Annotated in this window: 19 protein-coding genes, 1 tRNA gene and 2 pseudogenes (1 of these 22 running past the window's edge); 6 read left to right on the forward strand and 16 right to left on the reverse strand. The window is 44.0% G+C overall.

Annotation, left to right across the window (positions count from 1 at the left end; genetic code table 11):
- From ONZ52_RS14765 to ONZ52_RS14775, 3 genes are all read right to left on the reverse strand, one after another.
- Positions 1-123, reverse strand: partial view of an ABC transporter permease gene (locus tag ONZ52_RS14765; RefSeq protein ID WP_265219489.1) — the 5' portion only. Its footprint begins 765 nt before the window's first position; only the first 123 of its 888 coding nucleotides appear in the window; it begins with the start codon at positions 121-123; its stop codon lies beyond the left edge, outside the window.
- Complete coding sequence (locus tag ONZ52_RS14770) at positions 116-1,198, reverse strand: ABC transporter ATP-binding protein (RefSeq protein ID WP_265219490.1); 1,083 nt, start codon at positions 1,196-1,198, stop codon at positions 116-118. The genes ONZ52_RS14765 and ONZ52_RS14770 overlap by 8 nt, the downstream gene beginning before the upstream one ends.
- Positions 1,199-1,288: 90 nt before the next feature.
- Positions 1,289-2,398 (reverse strand): extracellular solute-binding protein, encoded by a 1,110-nt coding sequence (locus tag ONZ52_RS14775; RefSeq protein ID WP_265219491.1) that lies wholly within the window; start codon positions 2,396-2,398, stop codon positions 1,289-1,291.
- 423 nt (positions 2,399-2,821) lie between these two features.
- Between ONZ52_RS14775 and ONZ52_RS25430 the strand changes: the two are divergent.
- Positions 2,822-4,710, forward strand: a pseudogene (locus ONZ52_RS25430) (methyl-accepting chemotaxis protein).
- 88 nt (positions 4,711-4,798) lie between these two features.
- Here ONZ52_RS25430 and serA read toward each other — a convergent pair.
- The 13 genes and pseudogenes from serA to tkt all read right to left on the reverse strand — a co-directional run bounded on the left by serA (position 4,799) and on the right by tkt (position 18,866).
- Entirely contained in the window at positions 4,799-6,028 is a 1,230-nt protein-coding gene (serA, locus tag ONZ52_RS14790) for a phosphoglycerate dehydrogenase (RefSeq protein WP_265219494.1), read from the reverse strand.
- Positions 6,029-6,191: 163 nt separating this feature from the next.
- Positions 6,192-7,295, reverse strand: a complete 1,104-nt coding sequence (trmA, locus tag ONZ52_RS14795) for a tRNA (uridine(54)-C5)-methyltransferase TrmA (RefSeq protein WP_265219495.1) — start codon at positions 7,293-7,295, stop codon at positions 6,192-6,194.
- Between the two features lie 108 nt (positions 7,296-7,403).
- Positions 7,404-8,240, reverse strand: a complete 837-nt coding sequence (locus ONZ52_RS14800; RefSeq protein WP_265219496.1) for a hypothetical protein — start codon at positions 8,238-8,240, stop codon at positions 7,404-7,406.
- A 143-nt stretch (positions 8,241-8,383) separates the two neighbouring features.
- A complete protein-coding gene (gene mtnN / locus ONZ52_RS14805) occupies positions 8,384-9,079 on the reverse strand; it encodes a 5'-methylthioadenosine/S-adenosylhomocysteine nucleosidase (protein ID WP_265219498.1) in 696 nt (231 codons plus the stop codon).
- The gene (locus tag ONZ52_RS14810) at positions 9,076-11,586 is read right to left on the reverse strand and encodes a LuxQ periplasmic sensor domain-containing protein (protein ID WP_265219499.1); all 2,511 of its coding nucleotides are present in this window, start codon (positions 11,584-11,586) and stop codon (positions 9,076-9,078) included. The genes mtnN and ONZ52_RS14810 overlap by 4 nt, the downstream gene beginning before the upstream one ends.
- A 76-nt stretch (positions 11,587-11,662) precedes the next feature.
- Complete coding sequence (locus ONZ52_RS14815; RefSeq protein WP_265219501.1) at positions 11,663-11,893, reverse strand: hypothetical protein; 231 nt, start codon at positions 11,891-11,893, stop codon at positions 11,663-11,665.
- Positions 11,890-12,642 (reverse strand): substrate-binding domain-containing protein, encoded by a 753-nt coding sequence (locus tag ONZ52_RS14820; RefSeq protein WP_265219503.1) that lies wholly within the window; start codon positions 12,640-12,642, stop codon positions 11,890-11,892. The genes ONZ52_RS14815 and ONZ52_RS14820 overlap by 4 nt, the downstream gene beginning before the upstream one ends.
- A complete protein-coding gene (locus ONZ52_RS14825; protein ID WP_265219504.1) occupies positions 12,623-12,763 on the reverse strand; it encodes a hypothetical protein in 141 nt (46 codons plus the stop codon). Before ONZ52_RS14825 ends, ONZ52_RS14820 begins: the two co-directional genes overlap by 20 nt.
- 188 nt (positions 12,764-12,951) lie before the next feature.
- Positions 12,952-13,036, reverse strand: a tRNA-Leu gene (locus tag ONZ52_RS14830).
- A 124-nt stretch (positions 13,037-13,160) separates the two neighbouring features.
- Entirely contained in the window at positions 13,161-14,228 is a 1,068-nt protein-coding gene (fba, locus tag ONZ52_RS14835; RefSeq protein WP_265219506.1) for a class II fructose-bisphosphate aldolase, read from the reverse strand.
- 293 nt (positions 14,229-14,521) lie between these two features.
- Complete coding sequence (locus ONZ52_RS14840) at positions 14,522-15,685, reverse strand: phosphoglycerate kinase (RefSeq protein ID WP_265219508.1); 1,164 nt, start codon at positions 15,683-15,685, stop codon at positions 14,522-14,524.
- A gap of 46 nt (positions 15,686-15,731) precedes the next feature.
- Positions 15,732-16,752 (reverse strand): annotated as a pseudogene (locus tag ONZ52_RS14845) (type I glyceraldehyde-3-phosphate dehydrogenase).
- Positions 16,753-16,865: 113 nt separating this feature from the next.
- Positions 16,866-18,866 carry a transketolase gene (gene tkt / locus ONZ52_RS14850; protein WP_265219510.1) on the reverse strand — a complete coding sequence of 667 codons (2,001 nt, stop codon included), beginning with the start codon at positions 18,864-18,866 and terminating at the stop codon, positions 16,866-16,868.
- A gap of 383 nt (positions 18,867-19,249) precedes the next feature.
- Here tkt and metK point away from each other — a divergent pair, with 383 nt between their 5' ends.
- From metK to ONZ52_RS14870, 5 genes are all read left to right on the forward strand, one after another.
- Positions 19,250-20,413, forward strand: a complete 1,164-nt coding sequence (gene metK / locus ONZ52_RS14855; RefSeq protein WP_265219511.1) for a methionine adenosyltransferase — start codon at positions 19,250-19,252, stop codon at positions 20,411-20,413.
- Positions 20,414-20,519: 106 nt separating this feature from the next.
- Entirely contained in the window at positions 20,520-21,161 is a 642-nt protein-coding gene (locus ONZ52_RS14860; RefSeq protein WP_321160343.1) for a 16S rRNA (uracil(1498)-N(3))-methyltransferase, read from the forward strand.
- Positions 21,127-21,267: an RsmE family RNA methyltransferase gene (locus tag ONZ52_RS24810; protein WP_321160344.1), complete on the forward strand. Its 141-nt coding sequence runs from the start codon at positions 21,127-21,129 to the stop codon at positions 21,265-21,267. Before ONZ52_RS14860 ends, ONZ52_RS24810 begins: the two co-directional genes overlap by 35 nt.
- Positions 21,268-21,367: 100 nt before the next feature.
- Positions 21,368-21,856 carry a TolC family protein gene (locus ONZ52_RS14865; RefSeq protein WP_265219512.1) on the forward strand — a complete coding sequence of 163 codons (489 nt, stop codon included), beginning with the start codon at positions 21,368-21,370 and terminating at the stop codon, positions 21,854-21,856.
- Positions 21,798-22,865, forward strand: a complete 1,068-nt coding sequence (locus tag ONZ52_RS14870; protein ID WP_265219513.1) for a TolC family protein — start codon at positions 21,798-21,800, stop codon at positions 22,863-22,865. Before ONZ52_RS14865 ends, ONZ52_RS14870 begins: the two co-directional genes overlap by 59 nt.
- Positions 22,866-23,114 lie beyond the last annotated feature (249 nt).

The following is a 23,114-nucleotide window of genomic DNA, read 5'->3' on the forward strand; positions in this document are numbered from 1 at the left end:
AAGGGAGTAATCCACCATGAGGAGCTGTGGCAAAATTACCAAGCCAATCAGCCAGATAGCAATCATACCAATGATGCCAACCGCCAAACCGCTACCGAATCGCGACTTTAGCTGACTAAACATGGCCGCCTCCAGCAATTACAATGGCGTCTTTCTCATTATACGAAAGACTCACAGGGGCATTTTTTTGCAAGGCGTCAGAAAACTGATGAGTACCAAGCTGTATAGACAATGCTTGATTAGCTGGCGTATTAGCATTGAGTGTCAGATATGCACCTTCAAAATTCACTTCATCAATGGTGGCTTGCAAGGTATGCATACCGTCTTCTGCTTGTAGTCTAAAATGCTCGGGGCGAACAAAAAGGGTCGCATCGGAACCAACGGCTACATTTCCTTGGCAGCGTCCCGCTAATTTACCCAGTGGTCCGCAATCTAAGACAACAAACTCTGAATTCACCTCAACCACCTTACCAGCAACAGCGTTATTTTCACCAACAAATGACGCCACAAAAGCGGTGTGAGGATCACGATATAAGGTGATAGGATCAGCTACTTGCTGGATACGACCTGCAGACATTACCGCCACACGGTCTGACATGGTCAAGGCTTCCCCTTGATCGTGCGTGATGTAAATAAACGTAATGCCCGTTTTACGCTGAATTGCTTTTAACTCCGTGCGCATGTGCTGACGCAGCTTTAAGTCTAACGCAGACAAAGGCTCATCGAGCAATAATACTTGCGGTTCGACCGCCAAGGCTCGAGCAATAGCAATGCGCTGTTTTTGTCCGCCGGATAGTTCGGACACTTTTTTGGTTCCACTGCCTTCCAAAGCCACCAACTCAAGCAAACGATCTGATGCTTTTTTACGCTCACTTTTCGAAACACCGCGAACCTCTAAGCCAAATTCAATATTTTCAGCGACTGTCATCAAAGGGAAAAGCGCGAGGTTTTGAAAAATCATCGAAGTGGGACGTTTATTCGCCGGCACACCATGCATGCTCTTACCACCAATTTTAATGTCGCCCTGTGTTGGGTCTATAAAGCCACTAATCATGTTTAAAATCGTGGTTTTGCCACAGCCTGACGGCCCTAAAAAACTGAAAAATTCACCTGATTCAATTTTGAGATCGGTTTTCTGTATGGCGGTAAAGTCGCCAAATTGCATGACGGTATTATCTAGATGAACACTGCTATCCATATTTCTCTCGCTGATTGATTTTCTTGACACAATCGTCTCGATACAAAAAAGCCCCTTACGCAAAAAAAGTCGCAAGGGGCCTTCGAGGTTTTATGCAGACAAGTAACGGTCTTGGTACTCGTTACGCAACGCTACGTACCATGGTTCTTGAATTGGCCACCACCAAAGATTAGCAAGGTCCTGCTGGCTATAAGAGTCTTGGAAGAACTGCTTCGTTTCGGCAGGTAAGAGTGCATCCGCGCCTTTGGCTGTTGAATTGTAGCCCGTTGCTTTCACAAACATCGCACCCGCTTCTGGCGTGTAATACCAATTAATGAATTCATATACCGAATCCACATTATTCGCATTCTTTGGAATAACAAATCCTTCCATCCACGCCAATGCCCCTTCTTTTGGTGCACCGTAAGCAATTGGCTCACCTTCGGATTGCAATTTAAATGCGGTGCTGTCCCACGTTTGACCAATGATTGCACCATTAGTACGGAATGCACCTTGCGCCTCGTTTTCGGTTGACCAGAACTGAGCAATCGCCCCTTTATGCTCAACCGCTACTTTAAGAATGACATCAAAGTTAGCACGCATGGCTTGTTCATTTTTATAAGACTCAAGCAATGGATAAGGTAACTTGCCCGCTTTTTCTAACCACAAGCCAATCCCAACCAAAGCTGAGTGGCCACGTACCGTAACGCCACCCGCATTCTCAGGCAACCAAAGATCACCGTAACTTAGCTCTTTGCTTAGCTTGGCATCGTTTTTATTGTAAGCAATGGCCTCGGTTCCCCAATCAGACGGCGCAAAATAACGCTTACCCTTCACAACACCACCGACATCCGATCCAGATAAAGCACTTTCTAAGCAGCCATCCCAATTGATTCTTTTCACATCAAGTGGCTGAACCAAATCATAATCCACATACCCAGGCACTCGGTCGACCGTTGGCATAATAATATCGAAGCCCGTACCATCCGTAGCGCGTAAAGAGTTCATCAACTCATCGTTTGTGCCATAGGGTGTAAAAGTCGCATTAATGCCAGTTTTTGCTTTAAAATCCGCTAGCATTTCATCGGTGATGTAGCCAGCCCAAGCATAAATACGCAATTCTTTGTTCGCAGCAATAGCTCTATTGATAGAAAACGGGGCGGCGGCAACGGCACCTGCAATAGAGGCACCTTTAACAAACTGACGACGAGAAAGGGTCATTCTTGAACTCCTTTGAGTTTATGATTTTTAGTGATTCATGAAAAAACGTTTTGACGCTTAAAACACTCTTTTATTAAACACTCGTTTAATATCTTTTTTAATTTAATACAAAATAATGACGAAAAAGTGACCGTGGAAGTTTTTTTTGCTTATTAGGTGTACTTAATCCTATACACGACGCTAATAGTCAAAAATAAAGCGTCTTTGGGCAATTAGATAGCAAGACTCAATATCACCCCACTCACCCTTTCAGCGTCTAGGCTGTCACATTTTTGTCATCTACTCCTATTAAGGTAGTCCCATTTCCAAAAGAATGTAAACAAAGTAGGTTCTGGATTGAAAATTTCCCATGTGACTCGCACAACAACCATTAGCTATTTGATTATTGCAGGGATGCTCATCGCCCTACTACTTTGGAGTTTGATGAAATTCCGTGATGCGTTTGAGCAAAGCGATGCTTATACCCAAGTTTGGTCCTATTCATCCATTGATCTAAAACAACTAATCGAAGGGTATCTATCTTCTGGTGAAGCCTCCACATTGCAAACCACCGAGGAATTCATCCAAACTAAAATTCGTCCTGCATTAAGCACGCTACCAGATGACATAAAAAACCCTATTGAAAAACAGCTGACGGAAATAGAAAAAAGCCTTCAGTCTGATATTAGAGCGGCGGGGAAATTATCGGGGGATCCTTTTGCTCTTATCGAAAATAATAAGCGTCAAACCCTCTTATCCATAGATGAAGCGGCCGGAAAAATACAATCTTACCAAGCTCAAACTGACATACAGACCGCGGCACCTTATTTAGCCAGCCAAGCTGCATTATATGCAGACCTTATTCATGTCAGCAGTGCGAAGGACGAATTTTTAGCCAACAATACACCGGAAAACTATGAACGTTTAAAGCAAGCCGTACAGCTGTTTCAATCTCACATTAAAGACTTTAGCAATTTGCCCATACTGACATTGGCTGGGGAAGAAAGCGGTAGTGCTAATAATGATCTCTCTGCACTAATGGGCTGGTCAACGAGCGCAGAAGAGACAGAACAAGAAGCTGACCCGTTGGAAGAAGCCAAAGCCGAGCTGCATTCGTGGTCAGACAGATACCTCAAAGACGTAGACGTGAGTCTTCAGGTGATTAAACAAGCCGTTGCCGCACAAGGTAAAATACGCACCCAGATTAAACAACTTGAAGCGACCCTCAAGTCAGGTACACAAAATATTCAAGAAAGTGCTCAGGCCACGCAGCAACAAACGTTGCTGGCGTTCTCTGTGTTTGTTGTTTTAATGGTACTCACCACTATTTCAGTGCATATTTTCCAAAACAAAGTCGTTGTAAAAAGCGCGAGAGATTTATACACCGCCGTTAAAGAATTAGTGGAACACCAAAACATCAGCACACTAAAAGTAGGCAAAAACAAAAACGAACTGTCAGACGTTGCTCATTATCTAAATCGTTATTTGGAACAAATCGCTGTTCAACGACAACAAAAAGACACCGAACTTAGCAATATATCATTGTCGCTTAATGACATGCTAAATGCCTTTGGACAAGTACATGAACTCAGCATGGCCTCGCGCCAAGAACTTGACGACACACTAAATATGTCTAATCAAGTCGAAACACTTGCCAATAAAGCCGAGGTCCGAGAACTCAGGAAGTCGCCAGCTACGCAGCGGACACCAATACCGCCATGACGCACAGCGTTAATCAAGCCGCGTCATTGGCAATGGCAAATCAGACAACGCTAGAACGATTAGCCAACAGCAACAACGCCTTGACTAACTTAGCCACCTCAGTATCAAGCGCTTCTTCTATCGTCGGTGGAATCAAAGATATTTCAGAGCAAACCAACCTGCTGGCGTTAAATGCAGCAATCGAAGCAGCTCGCGCAGGAGAGCATGGTCGAGGCTTTGCCGTTGTGGCGTCAGAGGTGCGCACATTATCAAGTCGTACACAGCAATCATTGGAAGAAATAACGGAAATTTTTTCATTGCTCACCTCCGCCACGAATCAACTAAAGACCAACCTTGAGCTGATTCAAAGTGCGTCAACCGAACAAGTCAGTCTGACGCAAGCTCTTGGCCAATCTGCTCAAGAGATCTTAGAAAAGTCAAAACAATCAACCCACTTAGCGAAAAAAGCGACTGGGTATGCCGCAGAACAAAAACTTGGAATGAATAAGCTAAACGCTGCCGTAGTCAAAGTCCGAGAGCAAGCCAATGAATCCGAAGCGTTTATGGCAAATGTGACTGACAGCATTAAACAAAAGATTCAGGATATTACAACCACACTCGGTATTCATTAATAGCCCGACACAGCTCACTCCCTGTCTAGAAACAAAAAATCCAGCTTAATCGCTGGATTTTTGTGTCTTACATAGTCACGATAATTCTTTAAAACAAGACTCGCGCTTTTATCGTGCCATCAACTTCTTTTACTTTCTCAAGCGCAAGTTCACCGGCAGCAGCATCCACATCCATCACCATGTAGCCAAGCTTTTCCGTTGTACGAAGGTACTGACCCGTAATATTGATGTTGTTTTCAGAGAAAATCGCGTTGATCTTAGAAAGCACACCAGGACGGTTTTCATGAATGTGAAGAATACGGTGATTATCTGCTTGAGACGGCAACGCCACTTCTGGGAAGTTAACCGCTGCAGTTGTCGTACCCACATCAGAATATTTAATCAGCTTCTCAGCCACTTCAATACCAATGTTTTCTTGCGCTTCCATTGTGCTACCGCCAATATGAGGCGTTAGAATCACATTATCTAAACCACGTAGTGGTGATACGAATTCTTCGTCATTACCTTTAGGCTCGACAGGGAATACGTCGACAGCGGCGCCGCCTAAATCTCCAGACTTAATGGCTTCCGCCACAGCGTCTAGATCTGCAACCGTACCGCGAGAAGCATTAATGAAGATAGAACCTTTCTTCATTTGAGACACTTCTTTTGCGCCAATCATCATCTTAGTCGAACTCGTTTCTGGCACATGCAAGCTAATAATATCGCTGGTAGAGAGCAACTCTTTTAAGCTCTTAATCTGACGTGCATTACCTAATGGTAATTTCGTGACGATATCGTAAAAACATACTTCCATGCCTAAAGATTCAGCCAGAACACTCAACTGCGTTCCGATACTACCGTAACCAATAATACCTAAACGCTTACCACGAGTTTCGAAAGACCCTGCAGCAGATTTGATCCAACCGCCACGATGGCAAGCCGCGTTTTTCGCAGGAATACCACGAAGTAATAGAATCAATTGTCCAAGAACCAGCTCAGCCACGCTACGTGTATTAGAGTACGGAGCATTGAAGACGACAATACCCTTCTCACTAGCGGCATCGAGGTCTACCTGGTTCGTGCCAATGCAAAAACAACCAATGGCAACCAGCTTATTCGCATGCTCTAACACATTTGCCGTTAACTGGGTACGAGATCGAATACCAATAAAATGCGCTTCCGAGATTTTCTCGATCAACTCATCTCCAGCTAACGCTGTTTTATGATATTCAATGTTGGTATAGCCTGCGTCATGCAATGCATCCAATGCTGACTGATGAACGCCTTCTAATAACAAGATTTTAATTTTGTCTTTGTCTAGAGAGTTATTACTCATGGCTCGTTCGACTTCTCTTTGGTGGTGGGGGAAAAAGTTCGCCTATCTTAACACAGAATAATCTGTAGCCTAATGTCACTATGAGAATGTCTTTCATTTTAAGAAGAGCAAAACTCATAGCGAAATCAGACTAATTAATGTTGTTACAAGTTACTTAATCTTCTTAAAGTAACGACTTTCTTTGTAAATACACACCCGTTTCCACATGATGCGTATAAGGAAATTGATCAAACATGGCGTATCGAACCACGTCGTGGGTACTAGATAACGCTTCTAGATTGCGTTTCAGTGTCTCAGGGTTACAGGAAATATAAAGAATCGCATCTATTTTGCGAATTAACTCAATCGTCGCATCGTCCAAACCAGCTCGCGGTGGATCGACTAACACCACCGAAGGCGTTAATTCACTAATACCAGCCTGAACTAAGCTCTTAGGCAATTCGACGTCTCCATTCAAAGCCGCAGACACATCTTCACTGGCCATTTTGACTACTTGGACGTTGTTCATGCCATTAATAGCAATATTCAACTGCGCAGAACTCACTGACACTTTTGAAATTTCGGTTGCGACCACTCGATCAAAGCGGCGGGCAAGAGGAATAGAAAAATTGCCGTTACCACAATACATCTCTAACAAATCACCTGACGCCTCTTTTGTAACGTCCAATGCCCATTCGAGCATCTTTTCATTAATACCAGCATTAGGCTGAGTAAAACTATTCTCAACTTGTTGATAATGGAATTTTTGACCGTTAACAGTCAATGTTTCCATCACAAAATCGCGCGTTAAAATTTGCTTTTTCTTACGACTGCGGCCAATAAAATGGCACGCTGGAAAAGCCTCATTTAACTGACGCGCCGCCACATTCCATTCTGCATCGATGGGCTTGTGGTAAAGCAGACTAATCAAGGCCTCGCCCGTCGTGGTCGTTAAAAAGTCCACTTGAAAAAGCTTATGACGTAAAACAGGGATATTACGAACCGCATTAAGCAGTTTGGGCATCAATTCATTAATGAGGTTTGATGCCGCTAAAAACTGATCCGTTCGAATCGGTGTCCTAGGATCAGCAGAATCAAACATGGCGTAATATAGGTCATCACCTTCATGCCAAATACGAAACTCCGCTCGCATGCGATAGTGAGAACACTGACTCGCAAATACTTCCATCTCAGGCAATGACAAAGTCGCCATTAGTTTGGCTAATTCAGCTTGCTTTTCTTGCAGCTGCTTTTGATACATTTCTGGTTGGATTTGATCCGGTCTCATAGCTGATACTCTTGGAAGCGATCGATACTGATTAAGCGCGGCATTATACGAGTTCCCTGCATACAAATCTAATCGCTCACCACCATACACTGAAATTAGCTGACCAAATTAATGCAGGTATTTAGGCCCTAACAAAATCGCCAACGATAAAGTCAATGAAAGTTTACCCTCATAATCCTCATCTGCCTCGTGCGTAATCTGAGGAATCACTTGCCCTATTAGCCAATCTTTATAGAGAAGACGCTCATATTGTAGGTTATACAACACACTATCCGGCTCAAGCTCATGCTCACCAGACTGCAGAAAACTGACTTGATATCTTAAGCGATTGCTATCGTCTAATTGATGCTGAACAAAAAAGTTTTCACGGGCGTAAAACAACCCCTCTTTATCGAGCCAAGTGATGCCAAAGTCAGTACCTAAATCAAGAGTTGGAGTAACAACATACCCCAAACCAATACCATAACGTGCACCAATACCTTTAGAATAATAAGCAAAAGCCTCTTGTTTCTGCCACCATTCCCACTGATCGACCACCTCACCCTGCTTAAGTCGCAAACGTAAAAATGGATCAAGCGGAAAATCAACACGAATACCAGCATCAACATCCAAACCTATATCGTCTTCTATATAGCGAACGGCTGCTGATACACTTGATTTCAACGCCGAATCGATCAAAGTATTTTGCTGCGACGACTCGCCACGCAAACTTTCTGGTGCCAAAGAATCTGGCTCAGACTCAACGATCAAGCGTAAACGATCCTGTGTATTCGGTAACTTCAATCGTGTGCGAAAATCAAAAAAACCCGTGCTTTTATCTTCATTAAAAACGGATCCAAAACGAATCTGCACATTACTATCTGATTGCTGAGAGGCTCTGACTACCAGACAAAAAGGAGTCCATATTCGTAGACCAATTACCAATCGTTTTTGAGAAAGATTCATGAGAATCAAGCCACCATGATACTTGACCTTCATCACTAGACTCAGGTGGTTGAAGAGAGTCCTCTTCGGCCGAAACAGTCAATAAAGGCCAGCAGAAGGCGAAACAGATTGCCATCAAACAGCCTTTACGTAATAACATAGACTTAATTGTCCTTCAGCATTTTCTGGATCATAAGAGAAGAATTTTCGGCGGCTACTTGAAGGTATTCCTCAAAACTTTGAGGTGATTCCTTACCTGCAATATCTGATAAAGAGCGCACAACCACAAACGGCGTCGCAAATTTAAAACAAACCTGCGCCACAGCCGCCGCTTCCATTTCCACAGCCACCAGCGCCGGAAAAACAGCACGCACTTCGCTTACTCTCACAGGGTCATTCATAAAACTATCGCCGGTACCAATCAAGCCCACTTTCGCTTTCACTTGCGTCACCGACTGTAAGGCTTTTCTAGCTTGATCAACCAATTGCATATCGGCAGCGTAAGTCGCAGGCATATTTGGCACTTGCCCCATAACATAACCAAAAGCCGTTACATCTACATCGTGATGAACAACGTGATCAGAAATCACCACATCACCGACCTGCAATTCAGGGTCAAAACCACCAGCAGAACCAATATTGATCACATACTCTGGCTTAAACTGAGATAGAAGCAAAGTAGTAGAAACGGCAGCGTTGACTTTGCCAATGCCCGATTTCAATAACACAACGTCTTTGCCCTCAAAACGCCCAACAAAAAAATCACAGCCAGCGATAGACTGCTCATGAACCTCTGTCATCCACGCTTTGATTACTGCGACTTCTTCGTCCATGGCGCCAATTAATCCAATTACACTCATTCACTACTCCCAATATTTGTCTTTCGTTGCATAACGTTCTCAGTAAATTGCCTTATCTGCTCAATAGAGTAAGGCCATGCCATATCAAAAAATGACACATTATCCGGCATTTCGGGCCATTGTTGTAAAGAAAAAAATCGCACTTTTGGAAAAGCAAGCTGGATCGACTGCAAAAGAGTTGAAGATTGAGGTTCCAATAACACGACTGTCGCTTCAGAGTGATAAGACAACACAACATGATAGTTAGAAAGATCCGCCAACCATTGTGTCGTAACATGGTGTTTCTCTAACTCAGTATACCAAATGGCTTTTGTTACTCGACTACCACCAATCATCACCCAAGAACGCCCTTTTTCATTTGAACGAATAGGAAGTATGCCTTCTATTGCACATGCTTTAGCCAACACTTGGTGCAAACTATAATCGAAAGAACACCCTTGCAAAGTAAAAACATACGGATTCACTTCCACCGGTAAAATGCTGTTAAGCCAAACGATGGGAAGATGATCACGATTGTATTTTAGCTGCAACGCGCGAGTCATATCCGCTTGTGCATTAACATCCTTATCACAACCAATTAATATTGCATCAAACTTTCCCACCGTGCTGGACTGAGTGAAAAAGCTGTCCGTTGACACATACTCTTCAACCTGCATACCTAGCCTGATCAATGCTTCCTTAATGGCTTTTGTGTTCGGATAATCATTCATCACCCAAGCCACGATCTTATTGGCCACCAGAGAATGACACTCCATGCTCTTATCATTCTCTCCTACCAACAAATTCAACTGTACGGCATTGTTTTGTAGAATCTTTTGCTGCCCCCCTAGCGTTGTTAGCAACATCTTAATCATCCAATAAAAAAGTGGTCTAAACGCCATATCATTCATCGCGACCATTTCAAGTTCAGAATCATAAAAACGAATAGTGAGACGCCTTTCCGCCATGTCATTTGACATGACCATCATAAGTAGTACACGAATCAAACTTCTAAAGCTGGCATCTACTGCCACCACCTTCGCACCAGATTCAATAGAGCAATCCACTAAGGCCCTGTTTGCTTCGACTCCCATCGCGGCCATAACACGCGCACTTTCTTGACTAAAAACCTCACCTAGTGGCAAATAAGCCACATCACTGTCCGTACAATCAATGTCATCTAACACTGAAATCAATAAAGACAGCCACCCCTGAAGATGCCTCGCTTCTAACGGCCCAGGCAAAGCAGACAAATACGTTAGCTCATTTAAAATCGCATCTGTATCCACTTTTCTTTGGACGACAGAGGATAATGGTTGCAGCTGAGCCAGTTGCCAAGTCAGACTCGTCTCTTGGGTGATATTTCTACCCACCAACAACACACCACGATAGTCACTCTCGTTCTGAAAGGAATAAGCACGCCATTGATATATTTGACTTAAATTATTGATAGTTAAATCAAAAACTACACCAACCCCGCCCTTTAACGCTTCCTGAATGGGTTGGTGGCAAGAAATAGGCATAAAATCAAATAATGTCCTAGCCTTCTCGGTGTCGGGAAAAAGACGCTTGGCTTCTGCATTAATAAGCTCAATCTCGGCTACCTCATTACAAAAAATGATAGCACTGTGCACCGATTCAGCCAGTAACATGAACTTATGCTCTTTCGCCTTAATAAAGGCTTTATATTCATTACTTTGTAACTGTATAGGCTGCAGCTCAGCATAGGGCAACAGATTGTCCTCACGACGATACACAATCCTTTCTAACGGAGAAAAAATTAACTGCCTAATCAAACGCAATAGAAACAAATAACAGCAGAGCAACACCAAGCCAACACTGAGAATCAAGGGCATTGCACTGCTTAGAGTCGCAGAAGAAAGCGTATACTTCTGCATAATATCTAGTTGCAAATCGGCTTGCACGGGAGACACTAGAGGCAAACGCGAATGCAACACAGTGCCAGACAAATCCACACCCACTTTATGCTCTTCGAGCAAAATACGGTCACGCTCATTGTCATAAACACTGACGGCACTCACCTGAGCACTTTCTAACAACTCATTCGCCAACGTTAAGTTATCGTTTAGAGAAATGAAACCATATAAAAAACCAATGCTTTCCTGCTCTGCAGAAACCAAGCTCTTTTTGTACAAAAGCAGAGTTGAGTTATCTTTGGTGACAACAGATGCCCATTTATTCATCAGACCTGCATCTAAGACTGAACGAAAGTCCACCTTTGTAAATAAGCGTGCCCTAGGATCCATAGAGCCTTTACCATTTGCCCACTCAATGTAGAAAAAATCCAAGCCTCCAAAAAACAGCACTTCATGATGACTGAACAATAAATCCAACTCCCGTCCTGAAGCATAATCGCTCAGGGAAAGATCTTGACCTATGAATTTCATCTCATCTTCAGCTCGCGCCAAATACCCATTAAATGTCTGCTCGACCATACGATGCTTTAACGCTAAGTTTGTTTCTAAAGCAGACTGATGCAAACTATCAATGAAATACAAAATCGCCAAAGTGATGGCCAGAAAAACCGCACTGATCAGAATTAGGGACTTCTTTGCCGAAAACGACGACGTAAACTAAAGGTCACTATTGCCATAATTCCACCGAATAATGATGAGCCTGCAACAGCATCAAACGCAAACTCTCAGCGTCTAATTCGGCAGGCATCAAAATGGCGTTAGCCACATAAAGATTTGGCATATTTCTTCCTTCAAGATCTAATTTAATCGCTTCTGCAACCGCAATCGATAAATCATCCTTCATAAACAAGACACTCACTTTCACACGACGACTTTCTAGATCGGCCAGTCCATTCAAAGCCACCCCCAAGTATTTGTCTGCACTTGTGAACGCTCTTCTTGTGCCTGCAATGCCGCCACAACACCATCAGAAATACCTTGAGCACAACTAAAAATAAAATCTATACCGCTGTCTTTTAAAAGCGTTTTTGCCGCCATAAATGCTTCTTGCTTATCGTCGGGTACAACCAAAATACGCTCAACTCGACGTTTATACTTCATCATTTCATCTAAAAATAAATCACATCGCATATGACCAAGGTAACTGGGCGGTAAAACCAACGCCGAAATCCTTGCCTCTGCTGGCAATTGACGATCAAGATAGCTCGCGAGCATAGACGTCGCTTTCTTTTGGTCGAACCCTACGTACATGAGTGGCGGACGATTTATCCAATGAGTTAATGGCGATGCAAAATCGTATAAAATCACCTTAGGCTTACCGGATCGCAAAAATCGTTCTAAAAACCGTCTCGGAACAGGACCTAACCTAGTCACAACAATATAATCCGGTAACGAATCCGCTATTTTAAAATACGGCGTCAAGTCACCGTCCCATTCTGATTTGTCCGTATACGTATCTAAGCGATAGTCTATGTTTAGCTCGCGCATACGTTTTCTAAACGCTACTAACAATGATCTATTTTCTATTGAATCCACATCACCAAACAACAACAAAGCAATACGTACAGCGTTTTTTTGAGAAACACGAATAGGACTAGGAGGAGAACTGACAATCGTAGAAAATTGCTCAGCTAAGGGACCCTGCACTGGGAATCAATTGATAAAAATCACGGCTATCCATTAAGTCAAGCGCCATACTCGCCGCTTGCGTTGGCATCACCGAACAGCCAAAAGCCACCCAAACAATAAAAGCACACAATCTTCGCATTACTAAATCCGATCAAGCATCATGGAAAAACATTCTAACCAAATTAGCGAACTTTGATGATGACGGAAACAATAAACTGACAACAAGAACAAAAAATGTACCTGTAAAGACAGTAATAACCAATTAGAAGACGATTTGATAAATTTTAGACATAAAAAAAGCCGACATAAAGTCAGCTTTTTTAAATTTGGTGCGGAAGGAGAGACTCGAACTCTCACGCCGTGAAGCACTGGAACCTAAATCCAGCGTGTCTACCAATTCCACCACTCCCGCAAGGAATGGCGAGCATTATAGGTAATTGATTTTTCTGGTCAATAGTTTTTTATGTTTTTTATTAAAAAAAGATAAAAATATTTTCCCTACCTTCTTTGCTCACCACACATAACACTAACAATACTTAGAAAACGCGACCGCCGGAGTATTCTCCACGCTCATAACGAACCGCCATCTCTTCCAAATTAATGGTATGGATACGAGAAGCTTGGCCCGCTGAACCAAACGCTTCGTAACGATCGATACACACCGCTTTCATCGCCTTGATACTTTCCGTTAAATATTTACGTGGGTCAAAGTTCCCCTTGTGCTCAGCCAAACTACGACGAATCGCCCCAGTTGCCGCCAGACGCAAGTCAGTATCGATGTTAACCTTACGAACACCGTAACGAATCGCTTTAACGATTTCGTCAATCGGCACACCATACGTTTCAGGAATGTCACCACCAAATTCATTGATAATAGATAACCAATCCTGTGGAACCGAAGACGAGCCATGCAATACGATATGAGTGTTTGGAAGTAACTCAACGATTTTCGCAATACGCTCAATATCTAGAATGTCACCGGTAGGTGGACGAGTAAACTTATAAGCACCATGGCTAGTACCAATTGCCACAGCTAACGCATCAATACCAGTAGCATTAACAAAGTCTACCGCTTCTTGAGGGTCTGTTAGCATTTGGTCATGAGAAAGTGTGCCTTCAGCGCCCACACCATCTTCTTCCCCTGCTTGACCCGTTTCTAGAGAACCCAATACGCCCAACTCACCTTCTACAGACACACCACAAGCGTGTGCGAATTCAACCGTACGACGAGTAACATCAACATTGTACTCATAAGTCGCTGGTGTTTTACCATCAGCCATCAAAGAGCCGTCCATCATAACAGACGAAAAGCCCAACTGAATGGAGCGTTGGCAGATAGCTGGAGACGTACCATGATCCTGATGCATAACAACAGGAATATGTGGGTAATCTTCAATCGCGGCCGCAATTAAGTGACGCAAAAAGTGAGATCCTGCATATTTACGAGCACCAGCCGATGCCTGCATGATAACCGGTGAGTTCACTTCATGAGCCGCTTCCATGATTGCCTTTACTTGTTCCATGTTATTCACATTGAAAGCAGGCAAACCATAACTGTGTTCTGCTGCATGGTCGAGCAATTGGCGCATACTGATTAAAGGCATAAAAGGTTTCCTCTGACAATTTGTCTTGTTTTGTATTTATAACGTTTGGAGTTACGGTGTTAGTTAACTCTCTGTATTTGTAATCATGGCTTGTTCACACAGACCATGTGGCTTACGCCTTATCGTTATTGTCATACCCGACTGACATCGAGTAGGTCACTCTCTAGTTTTGTTTTCACCAACACTGCTTTCAGTGCAACTCACATCAAACTTCAAACAGTGTTAGTAAAGTAGGCTTTTCGCCTTTTATCATTTATGTAGTGCTTTAGAACGATCTTTGCCGTTCTTTAATACTAATTTTGCGCTCGTGACTCTAACATCGCAACCGCTGGTAACACTTTTCCTTCAACAAATTCTAAAAACGCGCCACCACCAGTTGAAATATAAGAAATTTTGTCAGCCAGACCGTATTTATCGATCGCCGCTAATGTATCTCCACCACCAGCCACTGAAAACGCATCACTGTCAGCAATCGCCTGAGCAATAACTTCTGTGCCCTTAGAAAAGTTATCAAATTCGAACACACCGCATGGACCATTCCAAAGAATGGTTTTGGCATTTTTTAGTATATCAGCGAGCACTTGGGCAGAATCCGGACCTAAGTCCATAATTTCTTCATTATCAGCCACTTGATCAACTGGCTTAATCGTTGCAACCGCCGTTTCTGAAAACTCTGTTCCCACACGAACATCCGTCAACTCAGGAATATCCAAATCAGCCATCAGTTTTTGAGCTTGAGGGATTAAGTCTTTTTCATGCAATGACTTACCAACATTGTAGCCACGAGCGGCAACAAACGTATTAGAGATACCGCCGCCCACGATGAGCTGATCACATACTTTAGACAGTGATTCTAATACGGTTAATTTAGTCGATACTTTCGAACCGCCTACCACAGCAACCAAAGGACGAGCTGGATTATCAAGCGCTTTGCCCAATGCTTCTAACTCTGCAGCTAATAGAGGGCCAGCACAAGCCACAGGCGCATATTTCGCAACACCATGAGTTGAGGCATGGGCACGATGCGCCGTGCCAAATGCATCCATCACAAATACATCACACAACGCCGCCATTTTTTTAGAAAGCGTTTCATCGTCTTTTTTCTCGCCAAGGTTAAAACGCACGTTTTCAACCAACACAAGTTGACCCGACTCAACTTCCACGCCATCTAACCAATCTTTAACTAGCGGCACGTCTTGTCCTAATAAATCAGAAAGATGTGTTGCAACAGGTTGAAGAGAGAATTCTTCTTCATATTGACCTTCCGTTGGGCGACCAAGGTGCGACATCACCATGACTTTCGCGCCAGCCGCTAACGCCAGCTTGATCGTTGGCAACGCAGCGCGAATACGCGCATCACTGGTCACTTTGCCGTCTTTTACGGGCACGTTTAAGTCTTCACGAATCAGCACGCGTTTATTCGTCAAATCCAAATCTTTCATATTTATTACGGTCATGTACGATGTCCTCATCATTTAACATTCTGACAGATCAAACGCTCTGTTATCGCTTGATCACACCAGACCAATATTTAGCCACATCCAACATACGGTTAGCGTAGCCCCATTCATTATCAAACCAACACAGTAATTTCACCATACGCCGATCAATGACTTGAGTCTGTGTACTGTCTATGATCACCGAGCGTGGATCATGGTTAAAATCTACCGATGCGTGTGCTTCTGTGGTGAATCCCATAAGTCCGGCATATTTCGAATTGGCGGCCTGCTCCAACTGAGAATGTATCTGCTCAACCGTTACGTCTTGCTCTGTGCGCAAAACGAAATCAATCACAGAGACATTTAAAGTCGGCACACGCACTGCATTACAACCCATCTTGCCTCCCAGCTCTGGCATCATGCGCGTAATACCTCGCGCCAACCCAGTATCAACAGGAATAATAGAGCCTCAAAGCCGCACGAGTGAGACGCAGATCTTTCGTATGATAGCCATCAATGACAGGTTGATCATTCATCGCCGAGTGAATCGTCTGAGTCATGCCATGCACAACACCACAAAATTGCTTAACAATATCCAATACGGGAATTAAACAATTGGTTGTACAAGATGCGGCCGAAACAATACGGTGATCCGCCCGAATATCATGGTGATTAAAACCATACACAATGGTGGCATCAACGTCGGCTGCTGCTGGCTGGGAAAGCAATAGTCGTGGCACACCAGCATTTAGATAAGCTTGAGCGCCTTCTCTACCAGAAAAACTGCCTGAACATTCCAGCACCATATCCAATTTAAGAGACGACCAATCTAGCTCGTCTGGGGTTGCGCAGGAAAAGCACGCAATCGCATCATCACCAACAGACAGTTGATTAGCTTGCGTCGATACAGGTAAAGGAAAACGACCATGAGTCGTGTCATAGCGTGTAAGGTAACTAATTGTCTCGATGTCAGACAATTCATTAATAGCAACCACCTGGATGTGATCGCGGTAGCCGTTCTCATAAAGCGCTCGCAATACCGAGCGTCCGATACGACCATAACCATTGATAGCGACTCGCAACATATTCCTACTACTTCATCGAAAAGAAAGTGATCTAAAAAAACATCACTCTCAGCCTTAATAAAAGGAAAAAGAGGCATACAAACGTACACCTCTTTTCTTATCAAGCAATGAGATTACGCGGCTAGAATTCTCTCAGCAGTCGCAACTACATTGTCTACTGTAAAACCAAAGTATTTCAGAAGATCGCCGCCAGGAGCAGACTCTCCAAAAGTCGTCATACCCACCATAGCCCCTTCGAAACCAACGTACTTGTACCAGTAATCCGTGTGAGCCGCTTCAATAGCAACACGCTTAGTCACACTGCTTGGCAATACCGACTCTTTATAAGCGGCATCTTGTGCATCAAACGCATTCGTTGACGGCATAGAAACCACACGGACTTTTCTACCTTTTGCGGTCAAAGCCTTGGCAGAATCTATTGCAAGACCAACCTCAGAACCCGTTGCTATCAGAATGAGGTCTGGCGTACCAGAACAATCATGTAATACATAACCACCTTTGGCTACATTCGCCAACTGCTCGGCATTACGCGCCTGCGCTGGCAGTCCTTGACGAGAGAAAACCAAAGACGTTGGACCATCACGTCGCTCAATCGCCGCTTTCCAAGCCACTGCTGTTTCTGCCGCATCACACGGACGCCATACTGACATATTTGGTGTCATGCGCAGGTTAGCAAGCTGCTCAACTGGCTGGTGAGTCGGGCCGTCTTCGCCTTGACCAATCGAATCATGAGTGTAAACAAAGATGTTTTGAATCCCCATCAAAGCAGACATACGAACGGCGTTACGAGCGTATTCCATGAACATCATGAAAGTCGCACCGTAGTTAATAAAACCACCATGTAAAGACGCACCGTTCATGATGCCACTCATACCAAATTCACGCACACCGTAGTAAACGTAATTACCGGCTGGATCGTCTTGGATACCCTTCGAACCAGACCATAACGTCAAGTTGGAACCTGCAAGGTCCGCAGAACCGCCTAACAATTCAGGCAACATAGCGCCAAAGAAGCCAATCGCATTTTGTGATGCTTTACGGCTGGCAATGCTTTCACCTTTGTCTTGGCACTCTTGAATGAACGCCTGAGTTTTCGCTTCAAAATCGGCAGGCAATTCGCCTTTAATAACGCGACGCTCAAACTCTGCTGCCAATTCTGGGTAAGCGGCTTTATAGGCTTCGAATTGAGCATTCCACTGAGTTTCGCGTGCTGCACCTGCTTCTTTTGCATCCCAGCCAGAGTAAACATCGGCAGGGATCTCAAAAGGCGCATAAGGCCAACCTAGGAATTCACGAGCCGCTGCGATCTCGGCATCACCAAGCGGTGCACCATGGCAGTCATGGCTACCAGACTTGTTCGGTGAACCAAAACCGATAATGGTTTTGCAGCAAATCAAAGTAGGTTTCGTAGTTTCCGCCTTTGCCGCTTCAATGGCCGCTTTAATTGCTTCTGGATCATGTCCATCTACGTCAGCGATAACGTGCCAGCCATAGGCTTCAAAGCGCTGTGGTGTATTGTCTGTAAACCAACCTTCAACATGACCATCAATAGAGATACCGTTGTCATCCCAGAAGGCAACTAGTTTACCTAAGCCCAATGTACCAGCTAACGAAGCCGCCTCATGAGAAATACCTTCCATCAAGCAGCCATCGCCAAGAAAGCAATAGGTGTTGTGATCGACAATTTTATGGCCTTCACGGTTAAATTGCGCTGCCAATGTCTTTTCAGCAATCGCCATGCCCACGGCATTACTGATACCAGCACCCAATGGACCCGTTGTGGTTTCTACGCCATCGGTGTAACCGTATTCAGGGTGACCTGGTGTCTTAGAATGCAATTGACGGAATTGTTTTAACTCTTCGATTGGTAACTTGTAACCAGACAAATGCAGTAAAGAATAAATCAACATAGAGCCATGACCGTTTGATAACACAAAACGGTCACGATCCACCCATTTTGAATTGTTTGGGTTATGCTTTAAAAAGTCATTCCATAGCACTTCAGCGATATCCGCCATCCCCATTGGCGCACCTGGGTGACCTGAGTTAGCTTTTTGAACAGCATCCATACTTAAAGCGCGTATGGCGTTAGCAAGTTGTTTGCGAGACGGCATGGTTATTCTACTCCTGATAGCTTAACGAACATATAGAAGAAACATTCTCTACGGGATAGAGCCGCCATGCAATGCTGACCCCATCGATACGCCCAAACATTGGGCAGAGAAAATGAAAATACACATAAATCTGCACCATCGTAACAAAAAAACTGCCTTTTGCCTCATTAAAATCAACAGATCGGGTTGATATTTAAACAGCTCTAGTTCATCATTTAACGCTACTAAAAGCGTCGATTTGTTTCGGCTTGCGGACGCTATATAAATTCAGCTAAACAGAAGCAATATCACCTGTTTAGCTTTTTTGAGATACAAACATTGCTAAGCGGGTTTTTTTATACCTATTTAGCGCTTATCCATCATTTTTGATAGAGGCACTAAACATGTCAGAATATTCTTTATTTACGTCAGAATCCGTTTCTGAAGGCCACCCAGATAAAATCGCCGATCAGGTTTCCGATGCCATCCTTGATGCCATTCTGGCTGAAGACCCAGAAGCACGTGTTGCTTGCGAGACCCTAGTCAAAACAGGCATGGTGCTGGTTGCAGGGGAAGTCCGTACCAACGCTTGGGTTGATATTGAAGAAATCGCCCGTGGCGTTATTCGCGAAATAGGCTACAACAGCTCTGACATGGGGTTCGACTGGGAATCTTGCGCTGTCATGAATGCCATCGGAAAACAATCTGCTGATATTGCCGTCGGTGTTGACGAAGCCGAAGAACACGAACAAGGTGCCGGCGACCAAGGCTTGATGTTTGGTTTTGCCACAAACGAAACTGACGTATTAATGCCTGCCCCGATCACTTATGCCCATCGTTTGGTTCAACGCCAAGCAGAAGTGCGTAAAAACGGTACCCTAGACTTCCTTCGTCCTGATGCAAAAAGCCAAGTTACCTTCCGTTACGACGAAAACGGCAAACCCTGTGCTATCGATGCGGTGGTTCTTTCAACGCAGCACAGCGCGTCAGTAAAACAAGCCGACCTACGCGAAGCGGTCATGGAAGAAATCATCAAGCCAGTTCTTCCTGCTGAATGGTTATCAAAAGATACTAAATACTTCATCAACCCAACAGGCCAGTTCATCATCGGTGGCCCAGTTGGTGATTGCGGTCTAACGGGCCGTAAAATCATCGTAGACACTTACGGCGGCATGGCGCGTCACGGTGGTGGCGCTTTTTCTGGTAAAGATCCATCCAAAGTTGACCGTTCTGCGGCCTACGCTGGTCGTTATGTAGCGAAAAACATCGTGGCTGCAGGTCTTGCAGATAAATGCGAAATTCAAATCTCTTACGCCATCGGTGTGGCTGAACCAACGTCGATCAGTATCAATACTTTTGGCACGGGCAAAGTCAGCGATGCGGTGATTACACAGTTGGTTCGTGAACACTTTGAATTACGCCCAGCCGGCTTAATTAAAATGCTCGATTTGAAACGCCCAATTTATCTTCCAACAGCGGCGTACGGTCACTTCGGCCGTGAAGGCGAAAACTTCACTTGGGAAAAAACCGATAAAGCCGACGCATTACGCAAAGCCGCTGGTTTATAATTCCCTGATTTTCCGCTATAAAGCCTTCTTCTGCATTATGATTAAATGGCAGAAGAAGGCTTTTTCATTTCTATATTATTAAACATTCGAAAACATAGGATAAGGTATGCGTATTCCACGAATTTTTATCGACACAGAACTCAACGAGAATACCTCTCTTACCTTACCTGATGCGGCATTTCAGCATTTATGCAAAGTCCTGCGTTTGAAAACAGACCATCCTATTATTGTGTTCAATGGCCGAGCGTTTAACGGTCAAGTCGGTCAATTTAACGCTACCCTGTGCGATGTCGAAAAACGCTCTGCTAATATCCAAATTACCGACTTTGAAGCGTTAGATAATGAATCCCCGATTCAAGTTACCATAGGACAGACATTATCTCGTGGCGAGCGCATGGATTACGCCATTCAAAAGTCCGTCGAAGCTGGGGTATTTGCTATTCAGCCACTGTTTAGTGAACGCTGTGAAGTCAAGCTTCAAGAAAGTCGAGCTGAAAAGCGCCAACATCATTGGCAGCACGTTGCTATCAGCGCTGCGGAACAATGTGGCCGAGGTGTAGTTCCCATCGTTTACCCTCCGATAGAATTGACCGAATGGGTAGAGAAATGTAACGCAATGTTAAAACTCACCTTACATCATCATAGTGCCAAACCGATTCGCCAATATGAAAAACCAACAAATAATCGCATTGCGTTGTTAATCGGGCCAGAAGGTGGAATTCACAGAAAAAGAGGTTCAACTGTCTGAAAAAGCAGGGTTTAACGCCATTACACTTGGGCCAAGAGTACTGCGTACTGAAACCGCTCCGGTGGTCGCGCTTAGTGTCATTAATGTTTTATGGGGCGATATTTAATCTATTCTCATATCAAGCAAGCACTAACAGAATCACTACATATTCAGAGCGTAAATGGCTTTACCATTTTAGTATGACTCAATAAAGGACAGATGATCACATGTTTTACCGAATCGTTTTGACTTGCACGGTTTATTTAGGGACGGTACTTCTACCTGCAACGGCTCAAGCTCTCACTCTAGAGGAAGCCACCTATATTGCGATAGAGAATAACCCTGTGGTTAGACAAGCCATTGCTGAATATCGAGAGTCCAAAGAAAATGCCGAAATAGCCCGACGCTCTGGCTACTATCCAAGCGCAGATCTTTCTGCAGGTATCGGCCGTGAGACAACCTACGCAGACAATGCAAACTCTAACGACGTTGACTTGACGCGTCGTGAACTAACACTTTCCTTAAATCAGCCTCTATTCAATGGTTTTTCTACCAAGAACGAGATCGCTCGGTTAAACAGTGAAGCCGAAGCCAATCGCTGGAATGCATTAATTTCTGTTGAAAATACCGCTTTGGAAGTTGCTCAAGTGTTTGCCAATGTCTTGCGTTATCGGGAGCTGGTCACACTCGCCGAGTCTCAACCTAAAAACCCATGAACGCATTTACGGACAAATTAAATTAAAGAGCGACTCTGGGGTTAGTCGTCAATCTGACTTGAGCCAAATCACAGCCCGACTTGCAAAAGCCAATGCAAACCACCTAGCGGCCGTCAATAATCTTCGAGATGCTGAAAGCAACTATCTCAACATTGTTGGAGAGCTGCCACCTGATGACCTTATTTATCCTGTCCCAGACAAAGATCTCCTACCTCAAAATTTAGACTTGGCTATCGGTGAGGCATTAAAAAAGAATCCCGCCATTGAAGGTGCTCGTTGGGACGTTGCCGCCACAGAAAGCCTTGAGAAAATTGCTGATGCAAGCAACTACCCAAACATAAGCTTTGTCTTAGAACGAACCTGGAATAACAATATCGATGGGGATGAAGGTCCGAGTGAAGATTTGTTGGCCATGGTTAGACTGAACTACAATCTATACAGTGGTGGCACTCAAAAACGCCAAAAACAAGTCGCCGTTCAACAAAACATTCAAGCCTCTGAAATTCGCCGTAAAACCATCAGAGACACCGAGCTTACTGTACGACTAGCTTGGGCTGCGTTTGAAGCAACAACAGGACAAAAAGAGCATATCCGACAATACGTTATTGCCACAAAAGAATCACAGATCGCTTATGAAAAACAATTTCGTCTAGGCCGCAGAACCTTGCTAGACGTACTGGATAGTGAAAACGAGTTGTTCCAAGCCCGCCAAGATTACGTTAATGCCGACTATGACGAACTGTTCTCAGAGTTCCGTTTATTTAACGCCAAGGGTGAACTAATGCGTGCCTTCCGCATTTATCGCCCACAATTACTTGGTTTCAATGATGAATTTGATAAAAAGAAAGTTATCCCTAAGGCAGGCCCAACCGCGCTTGATGAATTAAAAGAAGACGAAAAAGCACTGCGAAATACCTCATCAACACCCAAGTCTCCAACAGAAAGAAGCAACAAAACGCCAGAAGATGAGTTGTTCTTAGAAGCGGATGAAAATACAGGGAGTTGGTAATAACAAACAGAAATGATGAAAACAGAGCCATTGGACTTATGCGTCTAACGCTATAACCAGTGGCTTTGTGCTAAATAATATGACGAACCTTATACCTCAATCTTCATCACACAAAGTATTTTGGTTTATAAACGTAACTATCTACAAATCATGGCTGTTTTTTCTTCTCAGCGCCCCCATATTTCTATAGCATCAACATCTATTAACAGATTAGAAAAAGCACTAAAACGTTGCTTTCGCTTTAGGAAA

This window comes from Marinomonas rhodophyticola (genome assembly GCF_026113935.1).
Lineage (GTDB): Bacteria > Pseudomonadota > Gammaproteobacteria > Pseudomonadales > Marinomonadaceae > Marinomonas > Marinomonas rhodophyticola.

Excerpts from the sequence above, each read along its gene's own strand:
- ONZ52_RS14770 (WP_265219490.1), bottom strand. The coding sequence starts at position 1,198 with ATGGATAGCAGTGTTCATCTAGATAATACCGTCATGCAATTTGGCGAC.
- ONZ52_RS14775 (WP_265219491.1), bottom strand. The coding sequence starts at position 2,398 with ATGACCCTTTCTCGTCGTCAGTTTGTTAAAGGTGCCTCTATTGCAGGT.
- serA (WP_265219494.1), bottom strand. The coding sequence starts at position 6,028 with ATGAGTAATAACTCTCTAGACAAAGACAAAATTAAAATCTTGTTATTA.
- trmA (WP_265219495.1), bottom strand. The coding sequence starts at position 7,295 with ATGAGACCGGATCAAATCCAACCAGAAATGTATCAAAAGCAGCTGCAA.
- ONZ52_RS14800 (WP_265219496.1), bottom strand. The coding sequence starts at position 8,240 with ATGAATCTTTCTCAAAAACGATTGGTAATTGGTCTACGAATATGGACT.
- mtnN (WP_265219498.1), bottom strand. The coding sequence starts at position 9,079 with ATGAGTGTAATTGGATTAATTGGCGCCATGGACGAAGAAGTCGCAGTA.
- ONZ52_RS14825 (WP_265219504.1), bottom strand. The coding sequence starts at position 12,763 with ATGCGAAGATTGTGTGCTTTTATTGTTTGGGTGGCTTTTGGCTGTTCG.
- fba (WP_265219506.1), bottom strand. The coding sequence starts at position 14,228 with ATGCCTTTAATCAGTATGCGCCAATTGCTCGACCATGCAGCAGAACAC.
- ONZ52_RS14840 (WP_265219508.1), bottom strand. The coding sequence starts at position 15,685 with ATGACCGTAATAAATATGAAAGATTTGGATTTGACGAATAAACGCGTG.
- tkt (WP_265219510.1), bottom strand. The coding sequence starts at position 18,866 with ATGCCGTCTCGCAAACAACTTGCTAACGCCATACGCGCTTTAAGTATG.
- metK (WP_265219511.1), top strand. The coding sequence starts at position 19,250 with ATGTCAGAATATTCTTTATTTACGTCAGAATCCGTTTCTGAAGGCCAC.
- ONZ52_RS14860 (WP_321160343.1), top strand. The coding sequence starts at position 20,520 with ATGCGTATTCCACGAATTTTTATCGACACAGAACTCAACGAGAATACC.
- ONZ52_RS14865 (WP_265219512.1), top strand. The coding sequence starts at position 21,368 with ATGTTTTACCGAATCGTTTTGACTTGCACGGTTTATTTAGGGACGGTA.
- ONZ52_RS14870 (WP_265219513.1), top strand. The coding sequence starts at position 21,798 with ATGTCTTGCGTTATCGGGAGCTGGTCACACTCGCCGAGTCTCAACCTA.